Origin of the sequence: Streptomyces sp. NPDC059398 (assembly GCF_042751845.1) — a bacterium.
Taxonomy (GTDB): Bacteria; Actinomycetota; Actinomycetes; order Streptomycetales; family Streptomycetaceae; genus Streptomyces.
Genome location: NZ_JBHYWP010000028.1, coordinates 16,826 through 43,210 on the forward strand (window position 1 = coordinate 16,826; position 26,385 = coordinate 43,210).

The window sequence follows — 26,385 nt, forward strand, 5'->3', positions numbered from 1 at the left end:
CGTGCACACCCAACCGGCCGAGCCCGCACCCGCGCACTCCGCTGACCCGGCCCAGCCCGCACCCGCGCACTCCGCTGCCCCGGCCCAGCCCGTACCCACGCAGTCCGCCGCCCCGGCCGAGGAGTCACCCCCGGCCGGGCCCGGCCGCCCGGCACCGCGCGGGGCTCTCCCCCTCCTCGCGCTCGGGACGCTCCTCGCGCTGCTCGCCCTCGCCGTCGTCCACATCGGCCAGGGCACGGCGGCCGTGGGACCGCAGGCACTCTGGCGCGCCGTCACCACCCTGTGGACCGGCCACGACGGGGCGAACCAGGCGGACGCCGTGCTCGTCGCCTCCCGGCTGCCACGGCTCGCCGCCGGGCTGGTCGTCGGGTGCACGCTGGGCGCCGCCGGGGCCGTACTGCAGTCGGTGTCGCGCAACGTCCTGGCCTCGCCCGACACCCTCGCCGTGAACGCCGGCGCGTATCTGGCGGTCGTCGCCGTCGCCGCGTTCGGCATCTCCCTGCCCGCCTTCCCGGCAGGCGGCACGGCGCTGGTCGGCGGACTGCTCGCGGCCGGTGTCGTACTGGGGCTCGCCCGTGCCGGGTCGGGCTCCACCCGGCTCGTCCTGGCGGGCTCGGCCCTCACGCTCGGGTTCAGCGGTCTGAGCCAGATGCTCCTCCTGCTGCGCACCCAGCAGACCACCGGCCTCTACGCCTGGGGCAACGGCTCGCTCGCCCAGATCGGCATGCAGACCATCGACCGGCTCGCCCCGGTCGCACTCGTGGCGCTCGCCGGTCTGGTCGCGCTGGGCAGGCGGCTCGACATCCTGGGGCTCGGTGACGACGAGGCGCAGGTGGTCGGGGTCAACCCCCGCCTCACCCGCAGCGTCGCGGTCGTACTCGCCGTGGTCCTCTCCGCGGTCTCGGTCACCGTCGCCGGGCCCATCGGCTTCGTCGGACTGTGCGCGCCCGCGGCCGTCCGGCTGGTCGGCGGACGCATACCGGCGCTCCTGCGCCACCGGGTGTTCATCCCCGCATCGGCGCTCGCCGGTGTCCTCGTGGTGCTCGGCGCCGATGTCCTCCTGCGGGCACTTTTCGGGGCGCAGGCGGGCGCGGCCGTACCGACCGGCATCGTGACCAGCTTCTTCGGCGCCGTGGTGCTCGTCTTCCTGGCCTACCGGTCACGGGACGGGGGTTCCACCACCCCCGACGCGGCCTTCGCCAGGCTGCGCAGCCGCCGCGCCTTCGTCGTCACCCTCGTGGTGGTGTCCGCCGCTCTCCTCGCCTCGGCCGTCGCGGCGGTCCTGCTCGGTGACACCACCCTGCTCATCGGTGACGTGGGGAACTGGCTCACCGGCAGGTCGGGCCGGCTCGTCACCTTCGTACTCGACACCCGGGTGCCGCGGATCGCCGCCGCGCTGCTCGCCGGGGCCGCGCTCGCCACGGCGGGCACGGTGGTCCAGGCCGTCTCGCGCAACCCGCTCGCCGAGCCCGGCATCCTCGGAGTGGTCGGCGGCGCGGGGGTCGGCGCGGTCGCCACCCTGACGGCTGTCCCCCTCGCGAGCTTCTGGCTGATCGGCGGATCGGCGCTGGCCGGAGCCGCGGCCGCCACCGCGCTGGTCTTCGGGCTCGCGGCACGGTACGGACTTGAGCAGAACCGGCTGGTGCTGATCGGTATCGGTGTCTCCGCGGGCGCCGCGGCGCTGGTGAGCCTGCTGATCGTGCTGACCGACCCGCACAACGGTACGAAGGCGCTGGTGTGGCTCTCCGGATCGACGTACGGGCGCACGTTCCCCGAGGTCCTTCCGGTGCTGGCCGCTCTCGTGGTCTGCCTGCCCGTGCTCTCCGTGATGCGGCGCGACCTCGACATCATCGGCCTGGACGGCGACACACCGAGACTGCTGGGGATCCGTATCGGCAGTACGCGACTGGCCCTGCTCGGGGTCTCCGTCGTGCTCACCGCGGCGGCGGTCGCGGCGGTCGGTGTGATCGGCTTCGTCGGCCTGGTGGCACCGCACGCGGCCCGCGCCCTGGTGGGCCAGCGCCATGCCCGGGTGCTCCCGGTGGCCGCGCTGATGGGCGCCCTGCTGGTGGTGGTCGCGGACACGGTGGGCCGGACGGTGATCGCGCCCGCGCAGATCCCCGTGGGCGTGGTCACCGCGGTGATCGGCGCCCCGTACTTCGGGTGGCTGCTGTGGCGGGCCAGGGCGGACGGGTAGGGGGCGCAGCCGGACGGGCCCGGCAGGTGTGGATGCGGCCGGCGCCGGGCGGTGGGTATCCGGTCTCAGGCCGCGGCCGGCCCGGCAGCGCACTCCCAGGTCTCCGGCGACCACACACCCGAGCGGCGCAGTGATGCCGGGCAGTGCCGGAAGATCTCCTCGATCTCGACCACCAGGGCGAGTTCGGGCCGCCGCCCCCTGACCGTCATCGCGTCGAAGAACGGCGCGTCCCGGAGGAGCCGGGCCCGGCCGTTGACGCGCAGGACGTCCATGACGCCCGGTATCAGGTAGAGCAGCCCCACCTGCGGGTTGGACAGGACGTTGTGGAAGCTGTCGCCACGCCGGTTGCCCGGACGGTCGGGCAGCGCGAGCGTGCGCTCGTCCAGTACGCAGGTGAAACCGGCGGCGTCACCGCGCGGCGAGACGTCGCAGTTCCCCTCCGCGTCGCTGGTGGACAGGGCACAGAAGGGCGACCGCGCCAGCAGGCCCAGGTCCTCCTCGGTGAGCCGGTCGTGCACCTTGTCGATGACGATGGGGTGGGGCTCGCCGAGGATGTCCCGCAACTCGTCGGCCGACCGCACGGGCACGGCCCCGTCGAGCGGAGTGTGGGTGCCGGGGGCGAGCGGGGGTGCGACGTTCGACAAGGGGTGCTCCGTACCGTAAGAGGCTGCCCAGTACGACAGTGACCAGGATTTATTAGGCTTACCTTACTTGATCCGCCCGGCCCGGCACGGGGCCCGTTCAGGCGCCCGGCAGAAAGAGGCAGAACGGGTGGCCGTGCGGGTCGCGGAGGACTCGTACGCCCTCCTCGGGCTGGGACTCCGCCACCGTCGCACCCAGGGCGCAGGCGCGCTCGGTCTCGGCCTCCAGATCATCGACCTGCACGTCCAGATGCGCCTGCATCTGCTGCGTACCCGGACGCGGCGGCCACACCGGGGGCGTGTGGTCGGTCTCCAACTGGAAGCTGAGACCCGGGCGTTCCTGTTCGGGAGCCCTCAGACGGACCCACTCCGGGGTGCTCTCGACTTCCTGCCAGCCGAGCAGGCGCCGGTAGAAGTCGGCCAGCGCGAGCGGATCGGGAGTACCGAGAACAAAGGCACCGATTCTCGTCGTCATGACGCCATCCTGCCTCACACCCCGCCTCGGACCCTCGCCGTCACGGCCGGTCGGGCACTCCCGCGCCTTCCGTGTAGGGGTGCGGGGCGCGGGCGGGTCCGCGGAAACGGGCCGGACCTACACCGGGCCCGGCAGGAAGAGCACCGGCCGGGCCGTCCAGACCACACCGGCCGCCGTGAAGGCGTACGGCTCCCCGGCGCGCAGCCGGTAGAGGGCCTCCCACTGCCCTTGATCCAGCCAGTGATACGCCCGCTGCCGGTCATCGGCACCGAACTCCCGGAGCAGCAGCCGGACTTCGATGCGCATCCAGACGAGCGCACGCTCGGGGCGGTCCGCCCGGTACGCGAACGACACCTCGGGGGCGCGTACTTCGCACCACCAGCCCGGACACGCCGGCCCGCCGGACGGCCGGTGCAACAGGCTGACGTTACGCATCCCCGCCACCCCGGGTGGCGAGCTGCACCCAGACGGTCTTCCCGGCCACGGACCGCTCCCGCACCCCCCAGGCATCGGCGAGCGCGTCGACCAGCCATAAGCCCCGGCCGCCGAGGGCTTCCGGGTCAGGCTTGCGCAGTTCCGGCTGAGCCCAGGTGCAGGCGTCCGCGACCTCCAGCACGAGTACGGAGCGGCGGCGCCGCAGGGTCAACTCGAAGTATTCGGAGATCCCTTGGGCGTGCAGGACGGTGTTCGTGGCCAGCTCACTGGTGATGAGGACGGCCGGTTCGGCAAGGTGCCCGAGCTTCCACTCCACGAGCACGGCCTCGACGTGCCGCCTCGCCCTGGACACGGATGCCCTGTTTCGGCGGAAGCGGGTGGTGTTCGTACGGCCGGACATGGGGCCTCCAAGGGGCGCTGGGCAGCCGGACTTTTCACCTTCAGTGCCGCAATCGGCACCCTCAGTGACGCAACCCACGCTAGAGCGCCACCCATCGAAAACGCAATTCCCCTGAAGTCGCGAATTTGCGTGTGGCTGAGCGTTCCGTCGTGGTGGCGTGTAGCGTCCAGTGCCGTGCAAACTGAGCACGCGCAGTAAAGGAGGGGACATGCCCGCAGGTGGACGCCCTACGGTGCGAAGCAGACGTCTGGGAGCGGCCCTCCGCCGGTACCGGGAAATGGCCAAGCTCGACCAAGAACACGCAGCGGAGCAGATCGCCGGATCAAAGACCAAGATCAGCCGGATCAAGACCGGGCAGGTATCCGCCCGTCCCGGCGATGTACGGCTCATGCTGGAGCTGTACGGGGTCGAAGACCGCGAGGTGTACAGGCAGTTGGAGCAGCTGGCCCGGGACTCCAACAAGCGGGGTTGGTGGCTGGACTACCAAACCCCGTCACTGACGCAGCTGGGCGACTTCATCTCACTTGAGGCGGACTCTACGTACATCCGCTCCTGGCAGCCTGTGTTCGTTCCAGGTGTGCTCCAGTCCCCGGACTACACACGTGCGTTGATCGATGCCAACCCCAGCGTCTTCTCGGCGGAGGCAGTCGAAGAGATCGTGCAGGTGCGGCAGGAACGCCGCAAGGCAATCGCCGAGACGGGCTCGCGGTTCGCCGCCGTGATCTGGGAACCCGCCCTCACATCCCCCATGGCCTCCCCGACCACACACCGCGAGCAGCTCGCCCTGATCCTCGCGATCTCGGAACAGCAGAACGTAACGGTCCAGGTCCTCCCGCACAGCGAGTGGGCGGCTGCCCGCATCACGAATGCCTTCGTCACGTTCGCTTTCGACCAGCGAGCAGCCGCTGAGGCCGTGGCCTTCGACAGTCTGTCCAACACCATGATCCTTGAGGGCGAGGACGAACTGTCCAGCTACAGCAACGCTTTCGACTCCCTGAGATCCGCCGCGATGACTCCGGAGCAGAGCCGATCCTTCATCAAAAAGACGATGAGCGTCATCCCCGAGGAGAACGAGCAAGCGTGAACGGCAAGCAGATCATCACCCCCTTCGTGAAGTCGTCGTACTCAGGCGGCGCATCGAACGACTGCATAACGGTGGCCCGCACCGTCGATGGCGGCCACGCCGTCCGGGACAGCAAGTGCCCGGCGCACGGCACCGCGTATTACTCCAGCGCTGCCTGGGCAGTCTTCCTCGGAGCAATGAAGCACCACGATTAGCTCCACCTCAGCTCCCCTACTCGCCAAAGGGTCGCGACCATGACACGAAGGACGGCGCAAGCCCAGAACAAACGACTGACAACGGCCTTCCGCAAGTCTTCGTTTTCCTCCTCCACAGACAAGCAAGAGTGCGTAGAGGTAGCCGGAACGGCCGACGGAGGCCGTGCCGTCCGGGACAGCAAGTGCCCGGCGCACGGCATCACGTACCACTCCCCCGCCGCCTGGGCTGCCTTCCTCAAGGTGGTGCGGCCTCACGGATAGCACCCAGGAAGGGGCTCCCCGCTGGCCATTACTCGTATGTACAGGGAGTGATGAAGCGTTCTACGATTCATCACGGCACATACGAATGAACGCTCCGACCGAGGGGAGACGACATGCGTCCCTGGGAGGCCGATCCTTCCGCGCCCTTCGTGCGGCGGCTGGGAAAATCAGCTAGGGAACTGGGCACAACCCAGGATGAGGACGGCTGCCCGGACATCTGGGAGCTCGGCAACGGCGACATCGCCGTCGTCGGACGGGACCTCACAGATGTCTACGCCGCCCGTCTGCCCGCAGATGTCACCATCGCGGCGGACGAGCGCCTCGTGATCATTCCGGGCAGCATGCTCCGCTCGGCGAAGCCGGACATCGCAGATGCTTGATCCGGGCTCCCTCGAACTCGTCGCCTCGCAAGGAGACCGGCTGACGACTAACGCCTACCGTAGCGACTTCCGTCAGCGTCGCATGGAGATCAGCCGTCAGGACTGCTGGAAACTGGAGCGGCGGCAGCAGTTCGAAGAGCAGGACAGCAGCTGGCAGGCGGTCCGGCGAGGCAGCTGGGAGGAGGCTCTGCGGCTGTTGGAGGACAAGCGGGAAGGGCTGCTCAGTGCCACCCGGCGGGACCAGCAGCTCCATACCGTCTTTCGCCGTGTCCGAGTCGTGGAGGAGCCTCTCACTCCGTACCTGCAATGGGAGTTGCATGCCCTGAGAGTGCAGGCGGAGTCCGGCAGAGTAATTCGGGTCATCGACTCTGCCGAGCTGGCCGAACTCGAACGCGCCGGCCCGCTGCCCGAAGTGGTCGTGCTCGGGGACCAAGCCCTTTATCAGGTCGTCTACACCGAAGCCGGGGCTCTTGACGGGGCCGTCCGCTTCCGCGAGCCCACGCTGATCGCACGCTGGGCGAGCCTCGTCCGAGAGCTTTACGAGGCCGGCGAAGAGCTGCTGCCGTTCTTCGAACGCCGGGTGGCGGACCTTCCTCCGCCACGGGCAACAGCGGAGTAGGCGATCGGCGGCGACGGCATGAGCGGCGAACACTCCGGCGATACAGGCAATGAGCTGTCAGGATCGTCACGGGACGTGGTGCAGGCCGGAGCCATCAGGGACGTTCACTTTCACCACGACCGGGCAGCGTCCGGGAGCCGCACGGAAATCGCACCACGCCAGTTGCCCCGCGAGGCAGGGGGGTTCGTCAACCGGACGTCGGAACTGCGCCAGATCGACGCGTTCCTGACCGATGCCAACGGCGGATCTGCCGCAGTCTGTGTCATCGCCGGCACAGCGGGAGCGGGGAAGACCTCACTCGCCCTGCGCTGGGCCCACCGGGTCGAAGCCGACTTCCCCGGCGGCCAGCTCTATATCAATCTGCGGGGCTACGACCCGGGCGAGCCAGTCACCGCACAGGACGCACTCCACCGCTTCCTCACCGGACTCGGTGTCCCGCCCGGTGCCGTACCCTCGGAGACCGATACCGCCGCAGCGCTGTTTCGGTCCCTGCTGGCCGACCGGAGAATGCTGGTTCTCCTCGACAACGCCGCATCCGCCGACCAGGTGAGACCGCTGCTGCCCGGCCACTCGGACTGCCTCGTGATCGTCACCAGCCGGAGTCGTATGTCCGGACTGGCCGTACGCGACGGAGCGCATCGCATCACTCTGCGCACCCTCCCCGAAGGGGAAGCCGTTGCCCTGCTGCGGGCCGTGACCAACGGCTACCGGCCCGAAGACGACGCCGACAAGCTGACCGAGCTCGCCCGGCTCTGCGCGCGGCTTCCACTGGCGCTGCGCATCGCGGCCGAGCGCGCGGCGAGCCATCCCCATATGCAGTTGGACGAGCTGATTTCCGATCTGCGTGACGAGTCGGCCCTGTGGGAGGCGCTCAGTACAGGCGACGATCAGGAGTCGGAGGCGGTGCGCTCGGTCTTCGCCTGGTCCTACCGGGCTCTGTCGGCGGACGCGGCGCGCCTCTTCAGACTTCTTGGGCTGCACCCGGGGCCCGACTTCGGAGTCGGGGCCGTCTCCGCTCTCGCCGGGATCAGCACACGACGATCGCGAAACCTGCTGGATGTCCTCGTGGGCGCCCATCTGCTGGAACAAACCGCCCCCGACCGCTTCGAGTTCCACGATCTCCTTCGGGCCTACGCGACCGACCGGACCCGGGAGGAAACGCAGGACAGCCGTGATGCCGCGCTCCGGCGCGTTCTCGACTGGTACCTGCACTCCGCAGATGCCGCCCAGAGCTGGATTGCTCCTGCCCGCGACCACGTCACCCTGACACCGCCCGCCGAAGGTGCGCTCCCTCTGTCGTTCACCACCTACGACCAGGCCGTCGACTGGTCCGAACGTGAGCAGGGCAATCTCGTGGGGGCCGTACGCGCCGCCGAGAAGGCCGGACTCGACCTGTACACCTGGCAGCTTTCCGCGGTCTTCTGGAGCGCCCAGGCCCCCTCGGCCCCCGTAACCGACTGGCTCGCCACCGCACACACAGCCCTGCGGGCCGTCCGGCGTCTCGGTGACCGGGTCGGCGAGGCCATGCTGCTGGAGAGCGCCGGTTTTGCCCATCGCCGACTCAACCGCCTTGTGGAGGCGCGGCGTTCGCACCGGGATGCCTTGACGATCCGGCAAGAACTGAGGGATCCACGAGGAGAGGCCGCAGCACTCAACGCCCTTGGCCTGATCATGCTGCGGACACGGCAACTGCCGGAAGCGAAGGACCACTTCGTTCAAGCCGTGGCACTGTTCAGAGATCTCGGTGCCTCGCACTGGGAGGCCGTCGCACGCTCCAACCTCGCCGAGACACGTATCGAGAGCGGAGACCTGACCGAAGCGGCAGACGACCTCGACCGGGCCCTGGCAGTCCACCGCAGCATGGGGAACAAGCGCAGCGTAGGCAACGTGCTGCGTCTGTGGAGCGCGGTCCATCTCGACCGGGGCAAAGGTGCCGAAGCCGTTCGGGCGGCGAGTCAAGCCGTGGAGCTGGCCCTGGAGTTGCGTGATCACGCGTTGGAGGGGTACTGGATCCTCTACCTGGGCCATGCCCAGCAGGCCGTTGGACGGTTCACGGACGCGCTGGTCTCCTACCAGCGGTCCGCCACAATTCACCGCCGCTCGGGCAGCCGCAGCCGCGAGGCGCTGGCCTGGCAAGGAGCGGGTGAGGTGTACCAACGCCTGGGGCGGGGGCGTGAGGCCGCCGACTTCCACCGCAGAGCCGCCGCCGTGCATCAGGAACTCGGAGATTCCTGGCTCCGGGCCATCGCCCTCGACGGTCTCGCGTCCGCACTCCACTGCGAGGACCCCGAAGCGGCGGACGGGCACTGGGGTGACGCTCTTACCCTCCTGAGCCGCTACGAGGACGTACGCGCGGTGAGCATGCGGGAGCACGTCGAGGAACGGCGCGGGCTGCACCGGTGATAGGAGCGCGGAGGGGGAGGCAGGCTGGGAGACAACGCCACCGGCGACCGCCGATACCCCGCCCCACACGGAAATCCAGATGGCCGTCCGGGCGCGAGGCCCCTGCGCGCAAGAAACCGGATGGCCTCGGCAAGGATCAGCGTGATACGCCCCATGCCATGGACGACCTCATGACAGCACGGCTCGTACTCCATCCACTGACCGTGGCCGAAGCCGAGCGGCTGGTGGCGGGTCGGCCCGGTGAGGCGGATCGGTGGGCACCCGGATACCCCATGGAGGGGGACGTCTCCGCGGCCCGGCGGTTCCTCGGGGCGCGCGGCGGAGATGAGGGGGCGCACCCGGGTGCGTACGAGATCCGGCTGCGGGGCGACGGATGCGCGGTCGGGGGTGTGGACTTCCACGGGCCGCCCGACGCGCAGGGCAGCCTCACCATCGGCTACGGCCTGGTCCCGGCCGCGCAGGGCAAGGGATATGCGTCCGAGGCACTCCGGGCCCTGCTCGTCTCCGCACGGGAGCGGGGCTTCGCCCGGGTGAAGGGGGGCGCCGACCACGACAACGTCGCGTCCCACCGCGTGATGACCGCAGCGGGCATGCAACCGGTCGGACGGGACAAGCGAGTGAGGTACTACGAGACCGCCTGGGGCGACGGCGGACCCGAGCCCTGCGCAGCCGCCCCGCCATGATGCGAAAATAGCCGGGCGAGGACAACGCGGAATCGGAGTGGCATCAGTGATGGGCACGAATCCCGGCCCCGGTTCCGATCCCGGTTCTCAGTCCCGGGACGCCGCCCACCTGGGCTCCGAGGTCATCGAACTGTTGGAGATGTTCTGGGAGCAGGGTCGTGAGGCCGGTCACGCCGGGGCGGTCTCGCCCTCCCAGTTGCGCGTGCTGTACACGCTGGACCGCGACGAGGGCATCAATCTGCGGATGCTCTCCGACGCCCTGGGCTCCGCTCCCCCGTCGGTCAGCCGGCTGTGCGACCGGCTGCAGGCGATGGGATTCGTGGAGCGTGCTCCGTCCCCGGTAAGCAGGCGCGAGCTGAATCTGCGGCTGACCCGGCACGGCAAGACGTACCTCGCCGATCTGCGGGCCCGCAGGGAGAACGTCCTGATGTCGACGATCGACGCCATGCCGGCTGCGGCCCGGCAGGCACTGCTCGACGGGCTCGACGGTTTCCGGAGCGCCGCGGCTGCGGGACCGGACGAGATCGGCGGCCCGGGGATCTGGCCCTCCACGGCTTAAGCCCGTCCGTCAGTCCGTCAGTCCGTCAGTCCGTCAGTCCGTCAGTCCGTCAGTCCGTCAGTCCGTCAGTCCGCCCGTTCGGGCACATCGGGCAGCCTGCCAGACACACCACCCGCCCCGGCACGTCCGCCTGTCAGGCAGCCGCCCGCTCGGACCGACCGACCGCCCGCTCAGCCACACCCCCTGCTCAGGCCGACCGCCCGCCCCCGTCCATGCCATCCGTACGGTACTGACGGCCGAACCAGTCGAGGCAGACGACGAGCGCGTCGTCCTCCTGTGGCGAGGACCCCCGGTACTCCCGCAGATCACGGAGGACCGCCACCGGCACCTGGGCCGCCGGCAGGAAGCGGTGGGCCGACAGGGAGCGGGCCAGTGACCGCTCCCCGTACTGTTCGCCCGTCGCCGAGACACTGTCGTACACGCCGTCGCTGCCCACCAGGATCCGGTCCCCCGGTTCCATCCGCAGACGCTCCGCCGAGTAGACGGTCTCCTCGAACATCCCCAGGGGCAGCTGCGCGTCGAACCCGACGGGCTCGACGCTGCGCCCCCGCAGTCTCCACATGCGCGGAGAGCCGGCGTCGACCGCCTCCGCCTCGCCGGTGGTGAGGTCGAAACGGAGCAGCAGGACGGAGGCGTGCAGCGCCCCGCGGTACTCCGCGTAGACGGCCTGGTCGGCGAGGCTCGCCTGATCGGCGAGGCCGAGTCCCGCGCGGCGGGCGTTGCGCAGGGCGTTGACGACCAGGTTGGTCAGCAGCGCCGCCTGCATGCCCCGGCCCATCCCGTTGGTCACGGTGAGCGTGAGGTGGTGGGCCGTCACGGACCAGTCGAAGTTGTCGCCGAAGATCGCGTACGCCGGTTCGAGGTGCGCGCCCAGCGAGAACTCCGGCCGCGACACCGAACGGCCGGGCAGCAGCTGCCACTGCATCTCGGCGGCGAGGGTGAGCCGGGTGGCGCGCCGGGCGAGACGGTAGAGGTCGGTGTCCCGTTCGGCGACGAGGATTTCGCGGCCGAGCATGTCGCAGATCTGCTGGACCTCCACGAGATCCGCTTTCGCGTAGCCGTCCTCAAGAGTGCTGACGCTGAGGATCCCCATCCGGTCTCCGCGGACGGTCACCGGTACGTGGGCGGTGACCGCGCCCTGCGTGATCCTCGGCTCGACATAGGGCTCCTGCGCTCCGAAGGCCCGCCCCTGCGGGCTGCCGTCGATCGGTACCGGCTCCCTGAGCAGCGCCACGTCCTCCACCGCCTGAAGGGTGGTCAGACCGTAGTCGGCGAGGCGCAGCTCCACCCGCTGGGCGCCGTAGTGCTCCCGCAGGGCCGCCGTTACGACGTCGAGGAGCGAATCCGGTGCGGCGCTCCGCAACGCCCTCTCGACGGCAGCCAATCTGTCCACGTTGATCCTGCTTCTCGTGTCTGCACCGAAGGGAGATTCCGGCCGAGCACGAGTGCGGCGCGTCCGGACGTTCCTGCAGCGGTCGGGGGGGTGCGAGGGCCGGCCGGTGACTGGGCCGGGGGCCAGCCGCTCTTCGCCTCACTATACGTTGCGGAGAGACAACTGTTGTTGCGCGGCAAGAAAAGTGCGCCCAACCGGTGTGCGGTCCCCGAACCGGGGAAGTGCGACTAATGGGAAGCCTGCATGACGAGCGAGGAAGAGATATGACACTGATCGCTGAACGGACCATCGGCGCCACGCAGGACACCAAGGCTCCGGCTGCCGGTGAGGCTTCCGCCCTGGGCGACCTGCCCCGGGTCGAGGACGGCGGCAAGGTGGCGCCGAAGGACGCCCGGGCCCTGTCCAAGCTGTACTTCGACCGGCTTCAGAACCTTGAGGAGGGCACGCACGAGTACCAGTACGCGCGCAACACCCTCATCGAGATGAACCTCTCCCTCGTGCAGTTCGTCGCCTCCCGGTTCCGCAACCGCGGCAGCGGTGAGATGGAGGACATCGTCCAGGTCGGCACCATCGGCCTCATCAAGGCCATCGACCGCTTCGAGCTCTCCCGGGAAGTCGAGTTCACCACCTTCGCCATCCCCTATGTCCTCGGCGAGATCAAGCGGTTCTTCCGTGACACCAGCTGGGCCGTCCATGTCCCCCGCCGGCTGCAGGAACTCCGTATCGAACTGGCCAAGGCCAAGGACGAGCTCGGCAGGCGCCTGGACCGCGACCCGACGGTCAAGGAGCTCGCGGAGTACCTGAGCATCGGCGAGGACGAGGTCCTGGAGGGGATCATCGCCTCCAACGGCTATACGGCCGGCTCCCTGGACCTGTCCGTCGACGGCGCCGACAGCGCGACCCCCTCGACCCGTGCCTTCGCCGATGTGCTGGGTGAGCCGGACCCCGGTATGGAGACGGTGGAGAACCTGCACGCGCTCGCCCCGCTCCTCGGTGAACTCGACGAGCGGGAGCGCAGGATCATCCAGCTGCGCTTCGGCCAGGAGATGACCCAGTCACAGATCGGCGCGGAGATCGGCGTCTCGCAGATGCACGTCTCCCGCATCCTGTCCCGCACGCTCGCCAAGCTGCGTACCGGCATGTTCGCCTGAGCCGGGCTCCTTACGCTCCTTACTGAGCCAGGCCCCTACTGCCCGCAGTCGCCCTTCGTCCGCCCGCCCGGACGAGGGGCGACTGCGGTTTCGTCCGTGGACGTCCGCTCGCTCTCCCGGGGCGCCGCCTCCAGTACGAAGAGCTGCCGGGTGCCCGTGATGTCCAGCATGCGTTCCAGGAAGGGCGGGACGGCGTCCAGATGGAGCGTGATGCCGCGGGCGCTGGTGCCGCGGTGGAGCATCAGCAGCGTCGACAGACCCATGGAGTCGCACATCCGCAGCTGGGCACAGTCGAGGTGCAGCTCGCGCGGGGTCGGCTCGGCTGCCAGAAGCGCGTGGGCCCGCTCGGTGAGTTCGTCGCTGGTGTCGTAGTCGAGGTCACCGGCGATACGTACGAGTGCGGTGCCCGGCCCCGCTTCGACGGTGAGGGTGAAGTACGGGCGGGCCGGGGTGGTCATGCGAGGGCTCCGGGGTGTCGGCCGGCCGGGGCGGGGGTACCGTCCAGGGCGCGCCGTGCCCCGTCCAGCAGCCGCACCGACCGGGGGAAATCCTTGAGTTCGGCCGCCAGGACGTCCAGGGCGGGGTGCAGGGACCTGGCCGGGACGTCACGGGCGGTCAGGATGCCGGCGGTCCAGACCATGAAGGTCGTGAACAGGTCGTCGTCATCGGTGTAGAGGGCGACGGCCAGGAACTCCACGATGTGCGCGATGTCCTCCGCGGTGCGCTCGCGCTGCTGTTGGCTGTAGGCCGCCATCGCCGGGAACCGCTCCTCCAGCCGCGTCAGGACCTCTCTGACGAGCTGGCGCCGGGAGCGGGCGACGAGTGTGTACTCCTGGTCGGAGAGGTGGAGCAGGCCGCCCTCGGCCGGCTGCGGCCCGCCGCCGGAGCCGGGACGGGCGATGCCCTCCGCGAGCTGCCGCGCCGCACTGCGCGCGTCGGGGGCCCAGGCGTCGGCGCCGAGCAGACGCGCGTACCTGCCGTCGGGCCCGAAGGCCGCCCCGCCCGCCAGGACGGGTACACCGACGGCCTGGCAGGCGCTGATCGCGGAGTGGGCGGTGGGCAGCCGGGTGGGGACGGAGGAGGAGAGCGCGACCACGTCCGCGCCTCTGCTGTGCAGATGGTCGATGAGGTGCGGGGTCGGCACCTGGGCGCCGAGGAAGTCGACCTGCCAGCCCCTCAGGGTGAGGACCTCGGCGAGGAGCCTGGCCGGGAGGACGTGCCACTCCTGGTCGACACAGGCCACGGTGATACGGCCCAGACGGGGTGCGGCGCGGTGGGCCGGGCGATGGGCGAGGGCGGCGATGACCCGCTCGGCTATGGCACTGGCCGCGTGCTCCTGGGCGACCGTGAGGCGGTTGGCCGCCCACTCGGTGCCGACCCTCGCCTGGACCGGGGCGATCAGGTCCAGGAGGACGTCCTCGGCGTCCATCCCCCCGTCCAGCGCGGCGAAGACGATGCCCGCGGCGCCGTACTCGTCGCGGTCCGTCACTGCGGTCCACAGCTGGTCCCGGAGAGCCTGCCGGTCCGTGGTTGTTCCGTTCATGCGGTGTACCTGCCCCGGGTGTGGCCGTTCACCGCGCTCAGGTGGGCGGTCCGGGGGGCGGTGATGGCGACGAGGGCCATGTCGTCGTGGCTGTTCTCCCGCAGCCACTGGGCGGCGAGCATCTGGATCCGCTCGACGACGGCCTCACCCGGCATGCCCGCGCACTCGGCCAGGGCCCGCTTGAGCCGTTCTTCGCCGTACAGCTCGTCGCCCAGCGGCCCGCCACGGGCCTCCGTGATCCCGTCGGTGTAGAGCAGGCACGTGTCGCCGGGGAGCAGCGCGACCTCGACGGTGCCGGCCTCCACCTGCGGGATGGCCCCGATGAGGGTGCCGCTGGTGGGGATCTCCTCGACGGTGCCGTCGGTCCGTACGACGAGAGGGACCGGGTGGCCGGCCGAGGTGAGACGGAGCCGGACCTGGTTCTCCGTACGCAGCACGGAGGCCAGCACCAGGGTGGCGAAACGGGCGTGGTGGGAGTTGAGGAGCGCCCCGTTGAGGAGCTGGAGCATCCGCTGGTGGTCGTCGGCCATCGGCATCAGCGCCTGCAGGGTGTTGCGGATCTTCCCGGTCAGGACGGCGGCGTCCAGCCCCTTTCCGCAGACATCGCCCAGGACGACGAGAGAGGCATCGGCTTCGGTGGCGCCCGGGTGGACGTCGTAGAAGTCACCGCCCACCCGCTCCCTGTCGCCGGCCGGCCGGTATCCCCCGGCGAACTCCACTCCGTGTGTCCGGTGCAGCGGGGGCGGCAGCAGATCCCTCATGAGGGTCCGGGTGATGTCGCTCTGCTCGGCGTAGAGGCGTGCGGCGGAGAGCGCGGCGCCCGCGCGTGCGGCGAAGAGCCGGGCGAAGACCTCCTCGCTCTCGGTGAACCCGCTGTGGCCGGAGCCGCGCACCAGGATCAGGGCCCCGGCCGGCACCCCGTGTCCGGGCAGCGGGGTCACGACGACCGACCCGACCGACCCGGTGAAGCCGGGCGGGAGCACCCAGTCGGGCAGCGCGGCCGGGTCTATCCAGCGGGAGGGCACCGGCGGGAAGCCCTGCAACGCCTCGCTGAGGCCCGGGAGTTGCGCCGGGTCCGCGGTGACGAGGGTACGGGTGACGTCCTGCCCGGCGACGGCCCTCGCGACCGGCAGCCTGCGGCCCGCGTCCGGGGCGACGACGACGGCCACATCCGCCAGGTACTCTGCGGCGAGCTGCGCGGTGGCGCTCATGCAGCGGTCGGTGTTCAGCGAGGCCAGCAGGACGTTGGACGCCTCCGCGAGGAACGCGGTGCGCTGCCGCTCCGCGGTGAGCGCCTCCTCGGCGACCCGCCTGCCGGTGTTGTCGACCAGCCACCACACCACGTGCCCGTCCTGGCCCCGGGTGGGATGCGCCTCGAAGCTCCGCGCGGCGATCCGCCCCGAGACCGGAGCAGCAGGAACCGGCGGAGCCGGGACCGAAGAACCCGGGAGCGGACCCGGGGCCGAAGAACCCGGGGCCGCGGGAAGGGCGTCCGGGTCCGGAGTGTCGGCCGGTCCGCCTGCCGCCAGGTGGGCGCGGGCCAGCCAGTCCGGGACCGCGTCCGCCATGCTCGCGCCGGGCCGCGCACCCTCCAGCAGACGGGCCGCCGCCGGATTCACGTCGGTGACGGTGCCGGCCCGGTCGGCCGCGATCACGGGACAGGGGGCCAGGTTCCACACACCGGACGCCGGAACCTGCTCGGTCTTCGTAACGGAATATCCCTCGGTAGAGACCATGAAAGGGGGCCGTCCGAAACGGACCGCACCACCTCTCCTGACGGGTCGCCCGACGGATCGCCGGCCGCATCCCAGGACGCATCACTGCACGCGAAATTAGTTACCTGACGGCAACCATCCCGCACCCGCCCGCGTCATGGCAACCCGCCCCCGGAGAAGCCCGGTCGCCGCGTCCCCGTCAGCCTGCGGCCGGGCGCCCGTGCCAGTCGAGGCACACGACGAGGGAGTCGTCGGCGGCGGGACCGAAACCCCGGTGCCCCAGCAGCTCCTCCAGCATCGCGCTGGGCACCTGCGAGGCGGGCAGCCGGCTCGTCCCGGTGACCGCCCTGGCCAGGGCCCGGAGGCTGTACTTCTCACCCGCCGGGGACAGGGCGTCGTAGACACCGTCGCTGATGAACAGCAGCCGGTCGCCGGGCTCGACCGTGAAGTGCTGTGGCGTGTAGGGAGTGTCCTCGAACATCCCGAGCGGCATCTGCAGCTGAAGCTCGATGGGTTCGACGACTCCTGCCCGCAGCCGCCAGATGCGGGGCGAACCGGCGTCGATGATCTCCACGTTCCCGGTGGGAAGGTGGAAGCGGAGCAGCAACGTGGAGAGGTACTGGAGTCCCTGGTGCTGGCCGTAGACGGCCTGGTCGGCGAGGCCGGCCTGGCCCGCCAGGTCCAGGCCGGCGCGGCGGGCGTTGCGCAGCGCGTTGATGGTGAGACCGGTGAGCAGGGCGGCGTCGATTCCTTCGCCCATGCCGTTGCTGACCGTGAGGATCAGATCGTCGGCGGAGGCCGACCAGTCGAAGCTGTCGCCGAAGATGGCATAGGCGGGCTCCAGTTGGGCTCCGATGCTGTACTCGGGCCGGGAACAGGAGCGGCCGGGCAGCAACTGCCACTGCATCTCCGCGGCCAGGGTCAGCCGCTCGGTCCTGCGGGCCCGGAGGAACAGGTCGGTGTCCCGGTCCGCGACGATGATCTCGTGCGCCAGGGCGTCCGCGTACTCCAGGAGGCGTTCCGCCGTTTCCGCACCCGTTCCGTCCCGGCCCGCTGCACCGTCCCTGCCCGGTGCTACGTCCCCGCCCGCTGCACCGTCCCGGTCCGGTGCTCCGTCCGCGTCCGCGGGCAGGGTGACGCTCAGGACCCCCAGCCGGTCGCCGCGGACGCTGACGGGCACCGAGATGGTCACCGTGGCAGCAGTGGAGTCATGGTCGTACTGCGGCTCCTGGGTGCTGAACGCGCGTCCCGCCGGGCTGTCGTGGAGCGCGATCGGCGGCCCGGTGTGAGCAAGAACACCCACCGGCTGCAGCTCCACCATGGCGTAGTCGGCCATCAGGAGTTCGACGGCCACCGCATGGTGCCGACGTTCGATGAGGGCGCGGAGCACGTCGAAAACCTCGTGCGGGGCGGCCTCACGCAGCATGCGTTCGACCGCACAGGGTCTCTCCACCGGCAGGAACCTGCTTTCCTTGACATATCTTCATTACGCAAAGCTGCTCAGATCGACCAGCCGGTACGAGCCCATCGTGGACCATCGGGAGTTTCACATGCGCGAGGACTCCGTCCGTCACCACCCACAGGCCCCCGGGACCCTGCCCGAGGTCGGCCCCATGCTGGAGCTCCTGGAGGCCGCCTGGGAGCACGGCCGCGACGCCCTGAGCACCGCGCCGGTCTCGTCCTCCCAGATCCGCGTGATGTACATCATCGAGCGGGAGCCCGGCATCAGCCTGAGCGCGCTCCGCCGGCATCTGTCGGTGGCGGCCCCCTCCGCCACCCGTCTCTGCGACCGGCTGCAGGCCGCCGGATTCCTCCGCAGGACCCCGCGCCCCGAGGACCGGCGCGAGACGCGGCTGGACCTCACCGAGGCCGGCGCTGCGCACCTGCGTGAGATCCGGCGCCGCCGCGAGCAGGCCCTGCGCCTGGCCATGAGCCGGATGGCGCCCGACGCACGCGACGCGCTGACCGTCGGGCTGACCGCGTTCTGCGAGGCCGTCACCGAGACCCACCCGGTCCCGGAGTAGCGCCTGTCCGCGGCCTTCACCCGCACCACTTCACGCACCCTTACCACTGTCCGGGCGGTGGCCCGGGGCGTACGAGGAAATCAGCCGCCGATTCACCTCTGCGGGGTGCGAACCGGCCGGTCCCGGCCCCGGGGAGCCGACGGCCGCCTAATCTGACCGTACGCTCAACACCCGCGTCCGGGCGCCCACTTGACGGGGCTCTCCGAAGCGGCCGCAACCGAAGGGGAGCCATGCCGATCCATGTCATCGTGGCCGTCAGCAGTCAGGAGTCCCGGGCGGCGGACGAGCTCGAAACGCTTGCGCAAGGCGTCGCCGCGGCGGGGGAACGGACGGAACAGCGGCCCTTCGACGGCGAAGCCACGCTCCAGATTCTCATCGCACTGAGCGCCGCCACCTTTCCGTACTTCCGGACGTGGATCCGCTCACGCACCGAGCAGCGGAAAGTCACCAAGGTGGTGATCGACGGTCTTGAGCTGAGCGGCTACACGGAGAAGGAGGCGAACAGGATCCTGGACCGCGTCCAGAGCAGACTCGCCGCACTCCCTGAAAGCACCGACGGCCCTGAAAGCCCCGACAGCGCCGACGGCCCTGAAGCCGCCGGGCGCCCCACGGGTCGTCATGGATAGCGTCTATCTGAAGACCCTCTACGGCGAGGACTGCTTCGACCGGGTGCAGCCCGCCTGGTCCGGCCAGTACGAGGACTTGTTCCGGCTGTTCTGGCGGAGAGAGGCGGACCTGCTCCGCGTGGAGAGCGAACCGCCGCCCTTCGTGGTCGTTGATTCCTTTCACGCCCGGCCCTCGCACTTCCTGAGCGGAACCGGGGAGTACGTCGTCTACGACCAGCAACTCGGCCGGATCTTCCGCGCCCTGACCAATCTGGCGCTCAACGAGGCCGATCCCGAACAGGTCCTGGCGTGCCTGTACCGGCTGGCGGGCCACCGGCTCTATCTCACCGGCCATCTCGACTCCGCGTACTATCTCTCCCTCGCCCACGAACTCCTGCGCAAGCAGTGCGCGCCCGTCGCCGCGGCCTCCGACACCATCCTGACGCTGGCCCTCACACAGGAACTGTTCACCATCGCGCACGAGGTGTGCCACATCCTGCTGCGCAAGGCACCGGAGAGGGCCCGACAATGGAGCGACGACTCACTCGCCATCGTGCGGGAGTGGGCCGGAAGATTCTCCTCCGCACACGGCACGTACGCGTCCGGCGTGAGCGGTTTCGACGTGGACGGAATCGTGGGCGGTCTGACACCGTCCAGTCCGCTCATCGAGGAGTGCGTCTGTGACCACATCGCCTTCCTCTCCCTGGTGCCCTTCGTCAAGCACTCGGGGCTGCCGTGGCCGACGATGGACTCCGCGCATCTCGCACTGAAGAATCTCCATGTGCTCCAGCTGCTCGACGAGCGGGTGCGCGTCCACACGACGCGGGCCGAAGTGAGCGTGACCGACTCCTATATGGACTCCTTCATCAGGCAGGGCCATCTGCACACGCACATCGAATGGCTCTCGCAGGACCAGGCCAACCCGGAACGCTCCGGAATCGATCTCGGATCCGGCGACATCTACGAGGCCTCCCGCAAGAACGCGGCGAAGTTCGACCGGACCCTGGGAGACAGGTCGTTCCTGTTCGGCTTCGACGAACTGCTGGACAGGATCACCGAATCCGGGCTGCGCGACCAGCCGCTGCCGCCCGACCGTGAGCTGTCCGCCGTCGTACGCGGCCGGCTGGCCTTCTGACGGCCCGGCCGGCCCGCGGACGCCCCCACGCAGGAGGCCCCGCCCCCGCCGAAGCGGGACCGGGGCCCTCCGTGGTGCCGGTGTCGTGCCGGGTCAGCAGCCCAGCAGCCGGCCGCCGAGGTACGACTGGATCTGGTCCAGCGAGACACGCTCCTGCTTCATCGTGTCGCGCTCGCGGACCGTCACCGCGTTGTCGTCCAGCGTGTCGAAGTCGACCGTGACACAGAACGGCGTGCCGATCTCGTCCTGGCGGCGGTAGCGGCGGCCGATGGCGCCCGCGTCGTCGAACTCGATGTTCCAGTTGCGGCGCAGATCGGTCGCCAGGCCCTTGGCCTTCGGCGAGAGCTGCGGGTTGCGGGAGAGCGGCAGGACCGCGACCTTGACCGGCGCGAGGCGCGGGTCGAGGCGCATCACGGTGCGCTTCTCCATGACACCCTTCGCGTTGGGCGCCTCGTCCTCGATGTACGCGTCGAGCATGAAGGCCAGCATCGCCCGGCCGACACCCGCCGCGGGCTCGATGACGTACGGCGTCCAGCGCTCACCCTTCTCCTGGTCGAAGTAGGAGAGGTCGGTGCCCGACGCCTTGGAGTGCGCGCCGAGGTCGTAGTCGGTGCGGTTGGCGACGCCCTCCAGCTCGCCCCACTCACTGCCGCCGAAGCGGAAGCGGTACTCGATGTCGGCGGTGCGCTTCGAGTAGTGGGAGAGCTTCTCCTTCGGGTGCTCGAACCAGCGCATGTTCTCCTCGCGCATACCGAGGTCCCGGTACCAGTTCCAGCGCTGCTCCATCCAGTATTCCTGCCACTGCTCGTCCTCGCCCGGCTTGACGAAGAACTCCATCTCCATCTGCTCGAACTCGCGGGTGCGGAAGATGAAGTTGCCCGGAGTGATCTCGTTCCGGAAGGACTTGCCCATCTGCGCGATGCCGAACGGCGGCTTCTTGCGCGAAGTCTGCTGCACCTGGCCGAAGTTGGTGAAGATGCCCTGGGCCGTCTCGGGCCGCAGATAGGCGATGGAGCCGCTGTCCTGGGTCGGGCCGAGGTGGGTGGAGAGCAGACCCGAGAAGTTCTTGGGCTCGGTGAAGGTGCCCTTGTTTCCGCAGTTGGGGCAGTTGAGGTCGGCGAGGCCGTTGGCGGGCGCGCGGCCGTGCTTCTCCTCGTACGCCTCCTCCAGGTGGTCCGCGCGGAACCGCTTGTGGCAGGAGGTGCACTCGGTCAGCGGGTCGGAGAAGGTCGCGACATGGCCGGACGCCTCCCAGGTCTCGGAGGCCAGGATGACCGACGAGTCGAGCCCGACCACGTCCTCGCGCGCGGTGACCATGTAGCGCCACCACTGGCGCTTCAGGTTCTCCTTCAGCTCGACACCCAGCGGCCCGTAGTCCCAGGCGGCGCGCTGACCACCGTAGATCTCACTGGAGGGGTAGACGAAGCCACGGCGCTTGCTCAGGCTGACGATGGTGTCGATCTTGTCGGCGGCCACGGTGCTCTCTTCATTACGACGATGACGAACAGCGGAATACCTCAGGTTACCGGCGGCTCCACCCCCCGGATCAAATCGGTTCCCGCACGGACCCTTGTTGACAATCGTTTCCACTTTTGTTGAAAATGACTGTCATGAACGTACGACGCCTCATACCCGCCACAGCCGTCTCCGCAGCGGTCGCCGCCGGACTGGTCGCCCTCTCCGCCTGCTCCGGTTCCTCCTCATCCAGCGCCGACCACAAGGACGGCAAGCTGCACGTCGTGGCGTCGTTCTATCCGCTCCAGTACCTGACCCAGCAGATAGGCGGCGACCATGTCTCCGTCACCAACCTGACGAAGCCGGGTGTCGAGCCGCACGACCTGGAACTCAGCCCGAAGCAGACCGTCGCCCTCTCCGACGAGGACGCGATCGTCTATCTCAAGGGGCTCCAGCCCGCCGTGGACGAGGCGATCAAGCAGTCCGGCGTGAAGCACACCGCCGACGCCGCCTCGATGACCACGCTCGAAAAGCACGGCACCGAGGTCGACGGCCACCACCACACGACCGGGAACAACGACTCCCACTCGGAGAGCGAAGCCGGTCTCGACCCGCACATCTGGCTGGACCCGGTGCGGTACGCCCAGGTCGCCAAGGGCGTGGACAAGACACTCGCCGCGGCGGACCCGAAGCACAAGGCCGACTACCGCAGGAACACCGACGCCCTGGTGAAGAAGCTCGACGCCCTCGACAAGCAGTACGCCGACGGCCTGAAGCACCGCACGTCCGACACCTTCGTCACCACCCACGCCGCCTTCGGCTACCTCGCCGAGCGGTACGGCCTCACCGAGGAGGCCATCAGCGGTATCGACCCGGAGAGCGAGCCCAGCGTCTCGCGTATGAAGAACCTGCACGCCCTCGCCGCGAAGCACCACGTCAACACGGTCTTCTTCGAGACGATCGCGAACCCCGACACCGCGAAAACCCTCGCATCCGACCTGCATGTGAAGACCGATGTGCTGGACCCGCTGGAGGGCATCACCGACAAGTCCAGGGGACGCGACTACCTCCAGGTCATGAAGTCCAACCTGGTCGCACTCCAGAAGGCACTCGGCGCCAAGTGACCGCACCGAAAGCCGGACCGTCCGGGCCCGGCACCGCACCCGCGACCGCACCGGAGGCACGCGCCATGGACATGGAACCGGAACCCGTCATCTCCGTACGCGGTGCCACCGCCGCACTCGGCTCGCGCCCCGTGCTGCGCGGCATCGATCTCACCGTGCACCGCGGCGAGGTCGTCGCCCTGCTCGGCGCCAACGGCTCGGGCAAGTCGACCGCCGTACGCACGGTGATCGGCCAGGTCCCCCTCACGGGCGGCTCGGTCGAGCTGTTCGGCAGCCCGCTGGGCCGGTTCCGGCAGTGGGCGCGGGTCGGTTACGTACCGCAGCGCACCACGGCGGCCGGCGGGGTGCCCGCGACGGTGCGCGAGGTCGTCTCGTCCGGGCGGCTCGCCCGGACAAGGCTGCGGTGGCCGTCGAAGGCCGACCGGGCGGCGGTCTCGCACGCCATCGAGCTGGTGGGGCTCGGCGACCGGGCCGGCGACTCGGTGGGCGCGCTCTCCGGGGGCCAGCACCAGCGGGTGCTGATCGCCAGGGCGCTGGCGTCCGAGCCGGAACTGCTGATCATGGACGAGCCGATGGCCGGGGTCGACCTGGCCAGCCAGGAGATCCTCGCCTCGACGCTGCGCGAGCAGGTGGCCGCCCGGACCACCGTGCTGCTGGTGCTGCACGAACTGGGCCCGCTGGAGTCGCTGATCGACCGCGCTGTCGTACTGCGGGACGGCTGTGTCACCCACGACGGTCCGCCCCCGGAGGCGCTGGGCGTGCATGCGCTGCCCGGACACGACCACGTACACCCGCACGCGCCGGCCGAGCCGGCCAGGACAGGACTGCTGAGCTGATCATGGAACTTCTCCAGAGCGCCCTGATGCAGCGGGCCCTGCTCGCCGCCGTCCTGGTCGGCATCACCGCCCCCGCCATCGGCATCTATCTCGTCCAGCGCCGCCAGGCGCTGATGGGCGACGGCATCGGCCACATCGCCATGACCGGGGTGGGCCTGGGCTTTCTGCTCAACTCCAGCCCGGTGTGGATGGCGACGCTGGTCTCGGTCGTCGGCGCCGTCTCGATGGAGCTGATCCGCAGCTACGGCCGGATGCGCGGGGACGTCGCGCTGGCCATGCTCTTCTACGGCGGCATGTCCGGCGGGGTACTGCTGATCAACCTCTCCCCCACCGGCTCCAACGCCAACCTCTCGTCGTACCTCTTCGGCTCGCTCGCGACCGTCTCGGACAGCGATGTCACCGCGATCTGCGTCCTGGCCGCGTTCGTGGTCCTGGTCACGCTCGGGCTGCGCAGGCAGCTCTTCGCGGTCAGCCAGGACGAGGAGTTCGCCCGGGTCACCGGGCTGCCGGTGCGGGTGCTCAATCTGCTCATCGCGGTCACCGCGGCCGTCACCGTCACGGTCGCCATGCGGGTGGTCGGGCTGCTGCTCGTGAGCGCGCTGATGGTGGTCCCGGTGGCCGCCGCACAGCAGCTGACCAAGTCGTTCGCGGCCACCTTCGGACTGGCCGTGGTGATCGGTACGGCCGTGACGCTCTCCGGAACCGTCACCTCCTACTACCAGGACGTGCCGCCGGGAGCGACAATTGTGCTGCTGGCCATCGCCGTCTTCGTGGCCCTGACCGCGCTCGCCGCGCCCCTGGCGAGGCGCCGCGCACGGGCCGCGGAAGCGGCGGAGGCCGCGTGCGGCCCCGGCCTTCCGGCGGCGCGTCCGCCGGTGGAATCCGCCGGGACCTGACGGAGCTGGCACAATGGCCCGACACATGGGCGGCGACGCACGGCGAGGAGGCACCTGTGACCGCGGGAGCACCAGTACGAGGCCGGTCGACCCGGCAGCGGGCCGCGGTGGCCGCGGCGCTCGACGAGGTGGACGAGTTCCGCAGCGCCCAGGAGCTGCACGATGTGCTCAAGCACCGGGGCGACTCGGTCGGGCTGACCACCGTCTACCGCACGCTCCAGTCGCTGGCAGACGCGGGCGAGGTCGATGTGCTGCGCACGGGCGACGGCGAGTCCGTCTACCGGCGCTGCTCCACCGGTGAGCACCACCACCATCTGGTCTGCCGCAGCTGCGGCAAGGCCGTCGAGGTGGAGGGGCCGGCGGTGGAGAAGTGGGCCGAGTCGATCGCGGCGCAGCACGGGTATGTGAACGTCGCGCACACGGTGGAGGTCTTCGGGACCTGCGCGGAGTGCGCGGAGTCCGGCACGGAGAGCTGAGCCGGGCCAAGATCTGTCACGGAGAGCCGGGCCGGGGGTGCACTTGCGCCCCCGGCCCGGCCGTCTGTGCCCGGACCGGGACGCTCAGGCGGTCGTCTCCTCGATCGCGCCGCCGAACCGCCGGTCCCGCTGGGCGTATTCGAGGCAGGCCCGCCACAGGTCGCGGCGGTCGAAGTCCGGCCAGAGGACGTCCTGGAAGACCATCTCGGCGTACGCGCTCTGCCAGATCAGATAGTTGGACGTGCGCTGCTCACCGCTGGGGCGCAGGAAGAGATCCACGTCCGGCATGTCCGGGTAGTAGATGTACTTCGCGAAGGTCTTCTCATTGACCTTCGCCGGGTCCAGCCTGCCCTCCGCCACATCGCGGGCGATGGCCTGCGCCGCGTCGGCGATCTCCGCACGGCCGCCGTAGTTGACGCAGAAGTACAGCGTCATCGCGTCGTTGTCCTTGGTCTGCTCCTGTGCGACCTGGAGCTCCTGGACGACCGACTTCCACAGCTTGGGCATCCGGCCGACCCAGCGGATCCGGATCCCCAGCTCGTCCATCTGGTCCCGGCGGCGCCTGATGACATCGCGGTTGAAGTTCATCAGGAAGCGCACCTCGTCGGGCGAGCGCTTCCAGTTCTCGGTCGAGAAGGCGTACAGCGAGAGGTTCTTGACGCCCATCTCGATACAGCCGTTGAGCACTTCGAGCACGGTGGCCTCGCCGACCTTGTGGCCCTCGGTGCGCGGCAGCCCGCGCTCCTTGGCCCAGCGGCCGTTGCCGTCCATGACGACCGCCACATGGTTCGGCACCAGTTCGCCCGGGATCTTCGGCGGGCGGGCGCCCGACGGGTGCGCGTCGGGGGTCCTGTACTCGCGCTTGCTACGCCCCAGCATCCCGCGTCGTGCCATGTGCTCGTCTCCCTCTCACTACTTCTCTACGTAACGCAACGAGCGCAGCCCGCGCTCCAGGTGCCAGTGCAGATAGGCCGATACGAGCCCGCTGCCCTCCCTGACATGCCGCGGCTCGGCCGCGTCGGCCGTCGTCCAGTCCCCCGTCAGCAGTGCGCTGAGCAGCCCGACGGCCTCCGCAGAGGGTACGACGCTGCCGGGCACCCGGCAGTCGCCGCACACCGCTCCGCCACCCGCCACCGAGAAGAACCGGTTGGGCCCCTCCAGACCGCACCTCGCGCAGTCCTCGAAGCTGGGCGCGTAGCCGTTGACGGCGAGCGAGCGCAGCAGGAACGCGTCGAGGATCAGATTCGGGGCGTGCTCACCGCGGGCCAGGGTGCGCAGCCCGCCGATGAGCAGCAGATACTGCTGGACGGACGGCTCGCCCTCGTGGTCGGTGAAGCGCTCCGCCGTCTCCAGCATGGCCGTGCCGGCCGTGTAGCGGGCGTAGTCACTGACGATACCGCCACCGTACGGAGCGATGGTCTCACTCTGGGTGCACAACGGGAGCCCGCGACCGATGAGTTCACTGCCGCGCGCGAAGAACTGCACATCGACATGGGAGAACGGCTCCAGCCGCGCCCCGAATTTGGACTTCGTACGCCGCACGCCCCGCGCGACGGCGCGCACCCGCCCGTGGCCCCGGGTCAGCAGCGTGATGATGCGGTCGGCCTCACCCAGCTTCTGAGTCCGCAGGACGACCCCGTCGTCACGGAAAAGACTCATGGGGCCCATTGTCCCGTACGCGCGGAGCCCGGTTCGCGGGAG

29 protein-coding genes are annotated in these 26,385 nt (G+C 69.9%); 17 read left to right on the forward strand and 12 right to left on the reverse strand.

What is annotated here, in order from left to right; genetic code table 11:
- Nucleotide 1: 1 nt before the first annotated feature.
- Nucleotides 2-2,197: an iron ABC transporter permease gene (locus tag ACFXBC_RS13120; protein ID WP_385022805.1), complete on the forward strand. Its 2,196-nt coding sequence runs from the start codon at nucleotides 2-4 to the stop codon at nucleotides 2,195-2,197.
- A gap of 65 nt (nucleotides 2,198-2,262) precedes the next feature.
- Here the strand turns inward: ACFXBC_RS13120 and ACFXBC_RS13125 are convergent, their stop codons facing one another.
- From ACFXBC_RS13125 to ACFXBC_RS13140, 4 genes are all read right to left on the reverse strand, one after another.
- On the reverse strand, nucleotides 2,263-2,841 hold the full coding sequence (locus tag ACFXBC_RS13125) for an MSMEG_1061 family FMN-dependent PPOX-type flavoprotein (RefSeq protein WP_385022808.1): 579 nt from the start codon (nucleotides 2,839-2,841) through the stop codon (nucleotides 2,263-2,265).
- 97 nt (nucleotides 2,842-2,938) lie between these two features.
- Nucleotides 2,939-3,313, reverse strand: a complete 375-nt coding sequence (locus tag ACFXBC_RS13130) for a VOC family protein (protein ID WP_385022811.1) — start codon at nucleotides 3,311-3,313, stop codon at nucleotides 2,939-2,941.
- Nucleotides 3,314-3,430: 117 nt separating this feature from the next.
- Entirely contained in the window at nucleotides 3,431-3,748 is a 318-nt protein-coding gene (locus tag ACFXBC_RS13135) for a hypothetical protein (protein ID WP_385022814.1), read from the reverse strand.
- The gene (locus ACFXBC_RS13140) at nucleotides 3,741-4,148 is read right to left on the reverse strand and encodes an ATP-binding protein (RefSeq protein ID WP_385022817.1); all 408 of its coding nucleotides are present in this window, start codon (nucleotides 4,146-4,148) and stop codon (nucleotides 3,741-3,743) included. The genes ACFXBC_RS13135 and ACFXBC_RS13140 overlap by 8 nt, the downstream gene beginning before the upstream one ends.
- Before the next feature lie 208 nt (nucleotides 4,149-4,356).
- Between ACFXBC_RS13140 and ACFXBC_RS13145 the strand changes: the two genes are divergently transcribed.
- From ACFXBC_RS13145 to ACFXBC_RS13180, 8 genes are all read left to right on the forward strand, one after another.
- Nucleotides 4,357-5,232, forward strand: coding sequence for a helix-turn-helix domain-containing protein (locus ACFXBC_RS13145; RefSeq protein WP_385022820.1), 876 nt, complete (start codon nucleotides 4,357-4,359; stop codon nucleotides 5,230-5,232).
- Nucleotides 5,229-5,426, forward strand: coding sequence for a DUF397 domain-containing protein (locus ACFXBC_RS13150; protein ID WP_385022823.1), 198 nt, complete (start codon nucleotides 5,229-5,231; stop codon nucleotides 5,424-5,426). Before ACFXBC_RS13145 ends, ACFXBC_RS13150 begins: the two co-directional genes overlap by 4 nt.
- 39 nt (nucleotides 5,427-5,465) lie before the next feature.
- Nucleotides 5,466-5,687: a DUF397 domain-containing protein gene (locus tag ACFXBC_RS13155; protein WP_385022826.1), complete on the forward strand. Its 222-nt coding sequence runs from the start codon at nucleotides 5,466-5,468 to the stop codon at nucleotides 5,685-5,687.
- Between the two features lie 113 nt (nucleotides 5,688-5,800).
- On the forward strand, nucleotides 5,801-6,067 hold the full coding sequence (locus ACFXBC_RS13160) for a hypothetical protein (RefSeq protein ID WP_385022829.1): 267 nt from the start codon (nucleotides 5,801-5,803) through the stop codon (nucleotides 6,065-6,067).
- Nucleotides 6,060-6,686, forward strand: a complete 627-nt coding sequence (locus tag ACFXBC_RS13165; protein ID WP_385022832.1) for a DUF6879 family protein — start codon at nucleotides 6,060-6,062, stop codon at nucleotides 6,684-6,686. Before ACFXBC_RS13160 ends, ACFXBC_RS13165 begins: the two co-directional genes overlap by 8 nt.
- Before the next feature lie 162 nt (nucleotides 6,687-6,848).
- Nucleotides 6,849-9,089, forward strand: a complete 2,241-nt coding sequence (locus tag ACFXBC_RS13170) for an ATP-binding protein (RefSeq protein WP_385022835.1) — start codon at nucleotides 6,849-6,851, stop codon at nucleotides 9,087-9,089.
- A 158-nt stretch (nucleotides 9,090-9,247) separates the two neighbouring features.
- A complete protein-coding gene (locus ACFXBC_RS13175; protein ID WP_385022838.1) occupies nucleotides 9,248-9,772 on the forward strand; it encodes a GNAT family N-acetyltransferase in 525 nt (174 codons plus the stop codon).
- Nucleotides 9,773-9,821: 49 nt separating this feature from the next.
- The gene (locus ACFXBC_RS13180) at nucleotides 9,822-10,331 is read left to right on the forward strand and encodes a MarR family winged helix-turn-helix transcriptional regulator (RefSeq protein ID WP_385022841.1); all 510 of its coding nucleotides are present in this window, start codon (nucleotides 9,822-9,824) and stop codon (nucleotides 10,329-10,331) included.
- Between the two features lie 187 nt (nucleotides 10,332-10,518).
- Here the strand turns inward: ACFXBC_RS13180 and ACFXBC_RS13185 are convergent, their stop codons facing one another.
- On the reverse strand, nucleotides 10,519-11,724 hold the full coding sequence (locus ACFXBC_RS13185; protein ID WP_385022843.1) for a PP2C family protein-serine/threonine phosphatase: 1,206 nt from the start codon (nucleotides 11,722-11,724) through the stop codon (nucleotides 10,519-10,521).
- Between the two features lie 263 nt (nucleotides 11,725-11,987).
- Here ACFXBC_RS13185 and ACFXBC_RS13190 point away from each other — a divergent pair, with 263 nt between their 5' ends.
- Nucleotides 11,988-12,875: an RNA polymerase sigma factor SigF gene (locus ACFXBC_RS13190; RefSeq protein ID WP_385022846.1), complete on the forward strand. Its 888-nt coding sequence runs from the start codon at nucleotides 11,988-11,990 to the stop codon at nucleotides 12,873-12,875.
- A 35-nt stretch (nucleotides 12,876-12,910) separates the two neighbouring features.
- Here the strand turns inward: ACFXBC_RS13190 and ACFXBC_RS13195 are convergent, their stop codons facing one another.
- The 4 genes from ACFXBC_RS13195 to ACFXBC_RS13210 all read right to left on the reverse strand — a co-directional run bounded on the left by ACFXBC_RS13195 (nucleotide 12,911) and on the right by ACFXBC_RS13210 (nucleotide 17,586).
- Nucleotides 12,911-13,333, reverse strand: a complete 423-nt coding sequence (locus ACFXBC_RS13195; RefSeq protein WP_385022849.1) for an STAS domain-containing protein — start codon at nucleotides 13,331-13,333, stop codon at nucleotides 12,911-12,913.
- A complete protein-coding gene (locus ACFXBC_RS13200) occupies nucleotides 13,330-14,418 on the reverse strand; it encodes a B12-binding domain-containing protein (protein ID WP_385022851.1) in 1,089 nt (362 codons plus the stop codon). The genes ACFXBC_RS13195 and ACFXBC_RS13200 overlap by 4 nt, the downstream gene beginning before the upstream one ends.
- Nucleotides 14,415-16,154: a SpoIIE family protein phosphatase gene (locus ACFXBC_RS13205; RefSeq protein WP_385022853.1), complete on the reverse strand. Its 1,740-nt coding sequence runs from the start codon at nucleotides 16,152-16,154 to the stop codon at nucleotides 14,415-14,417. The genes ACFXBC_RS13200 and ACFXBC_RS13205 overlap by 4 nt, the downstream gene beginning before the upstream one ends.
- A 178-nt stretch (nucleotides 16,155-16,332) precedes the next feature.
- Entirely contained in the window at nucleotides 16,333-17,586 is a 1,254-nt protein-coding gene (locus ACFXBC_RS13210) for a PP2C family protein-serine/threonine phosphatase (RefSeq protein ID WP_385022855.1), read from the reverse strand.
- 97 nt (nucleotides 17,587-17,683) lie between these two features.
- Between ACFXBC_RS13210 and ACFXBC_RS13215 the strand changes: the two genes are divergently transcribed.
- The 3 genes from ACFXBC_RS13215 to ACFXBC_RS13225 all read left to right on the forward strand — a co-directional run bounded on the left by ACFXBC_RS13215 (nucleotide 17,684) and on the right by ACFXBC_RS13225 (nucleotide 19,897).
- Nucleotides 17,684-18,157, forward strand: a complete 474-nt coding sequence (locus ACFXBC_RS13215; RefSeq protein ID WP_385022857.1) for a MarR family transcriptional regulator — start codon at nucleotides 17,684-17,686, stop codon at nucleotides 18,155-18,157.
- 230 nt (nucleotides 18,158-18,387) lie between these two features.
- Nucleotides 18,388-18,783: a hypothetical protein gene (locus tag ACFXBC_RS13220; RefSeq protein WP_385022859.1), complete on the forward strand. Its 396-nt coding sequence runs from the start codon at nucleotides 18,388-18,390 to the stop codon at nucleotides 18,781-18,783.
- Entirely contained in the window at nucleotides 18,776-19,897 is a 1,122-nt protein-coding gene (locus tag ACFXBC_RS13225; protein ID WP_385022861.1) for a hypothetical protein, read from the forward strand. Before ACFXBC_RS13220 ends, ACFXBC_RS13225 begins: the two co-directional genes overlap by 8 nt.
- A 93-nt stretch (nucleotides 19,898-19,990) precedes the next feature.
- Here ACFXBC_RS13225 and ACFXBC_RS13230 read toward each other — a convergent pair whose 3' ends face one another.
- On the reverse strand, nucleotides 19,991-21,373 hold the full coding sequence (locus tag ACFXBC_RS13230; protein ID WP_385022863.1) for a glycine--tRNA ligase: 1,383 nt from the start codon (nucleotides 21,371-21,373) through the stop codon (nucleotides 19,991-19,993).
- A 134-nt stretch (nucleotides 21,374-21,507) separates the two neighbouring features.
- Here ACFXBC_RS13230 and ACFXBC_RS13235 point away from each other — a divergent pair, with 134 nt between their 5' ends.
- From ACFXBC_RS13235 to ACFXBC_RS13250, 4 genes are all read left to right on the forward strand, one after another.
- Nucleotides 21,508-22,476, forward strand: a complete 969-nt coding sequence (locus tag ACFXBC_RS13235) for a metal ABC transporter substrate-binding protein (protein ID WP_385022865.1) — start codon at nucleotides 21,508-21,510, stop codon at nucleotides 22,474-22,476.
- A 65-nt stretch (nucleotides 22,477-22,541) separates the two neighbouring features.
- On the forward strand, nucleotides 22,542-23,312 hold the full coding sequence (locus ACFXBC_RS13240) for a metal ABC transporter ATP-binding protein (RefSeq protein ID WP_385022927.1): 771 nt from the start codon (nucleotides 22,542-22,544) through the stop codon (nucleotides 23,310-23,312).
- Nucleotides 23,313-23,314: 2 nt separating this feature from the next.
- Nucleotides 23,315-24,208, forward strand: coding sequence for a metal ABC transporter permease (locus ACFXBC_RS13245; protein WP_385022867.1), 894 nt, complete (start codon nucleotides 23,315-23,317; stop codon nucleotides 24,206-24,208).
- A 56-nt stretch (nucleotides 24,209-24,264) separates the two neighbouring features.
- Nucleotides 24,265-24,684 carry a Fur family transcriptional regulator gene (locus ACFXBC_RS13250; RefSeq protein ID WP_385022869.1) on the forward strand — a complete coding sequence of 140 codons (420 nt, stop codon included), beginning with the start codon at nucleotides 24,265-24,267 and terminating at the stop codon, nucleotides 24,682-24,684.
- 84 nt (nucleotides 24,685-24,768) lie between these two features.
- Here the strand turns inward: ACFXBC_RS13250 and ACFXBC_RS13255 are convergent, their stop codons facing one another.
- Nucleotides 24,769-25,578: an isoprenyl transferase gene (locus ACFXBC_RS13255; protein WP_385022871.1), complete on the reverse strand. Its 810-nt coding sequence runs from the start codon at nucleotides 25,576-25,578 to the stop codon at nucleotides 24,769-24,771.
- Nucleotides 25,579-25,596: 18 nt separating this feature from the next.
- On the reverse strand, nucleotides 25,597-26,343 hold the full coding sequence (gene recO, locus ACFXBC_RS13260; protein ID WP_385022873.1) for a DNA repair protein RecO: 747 nt from the start codon (nucleotides 26,341-26,343) through the stop codon (nucleotides 25,597-25,599).
- Nucleotides 26,344-26,385 lie beyond the last annotated feature (42 nt).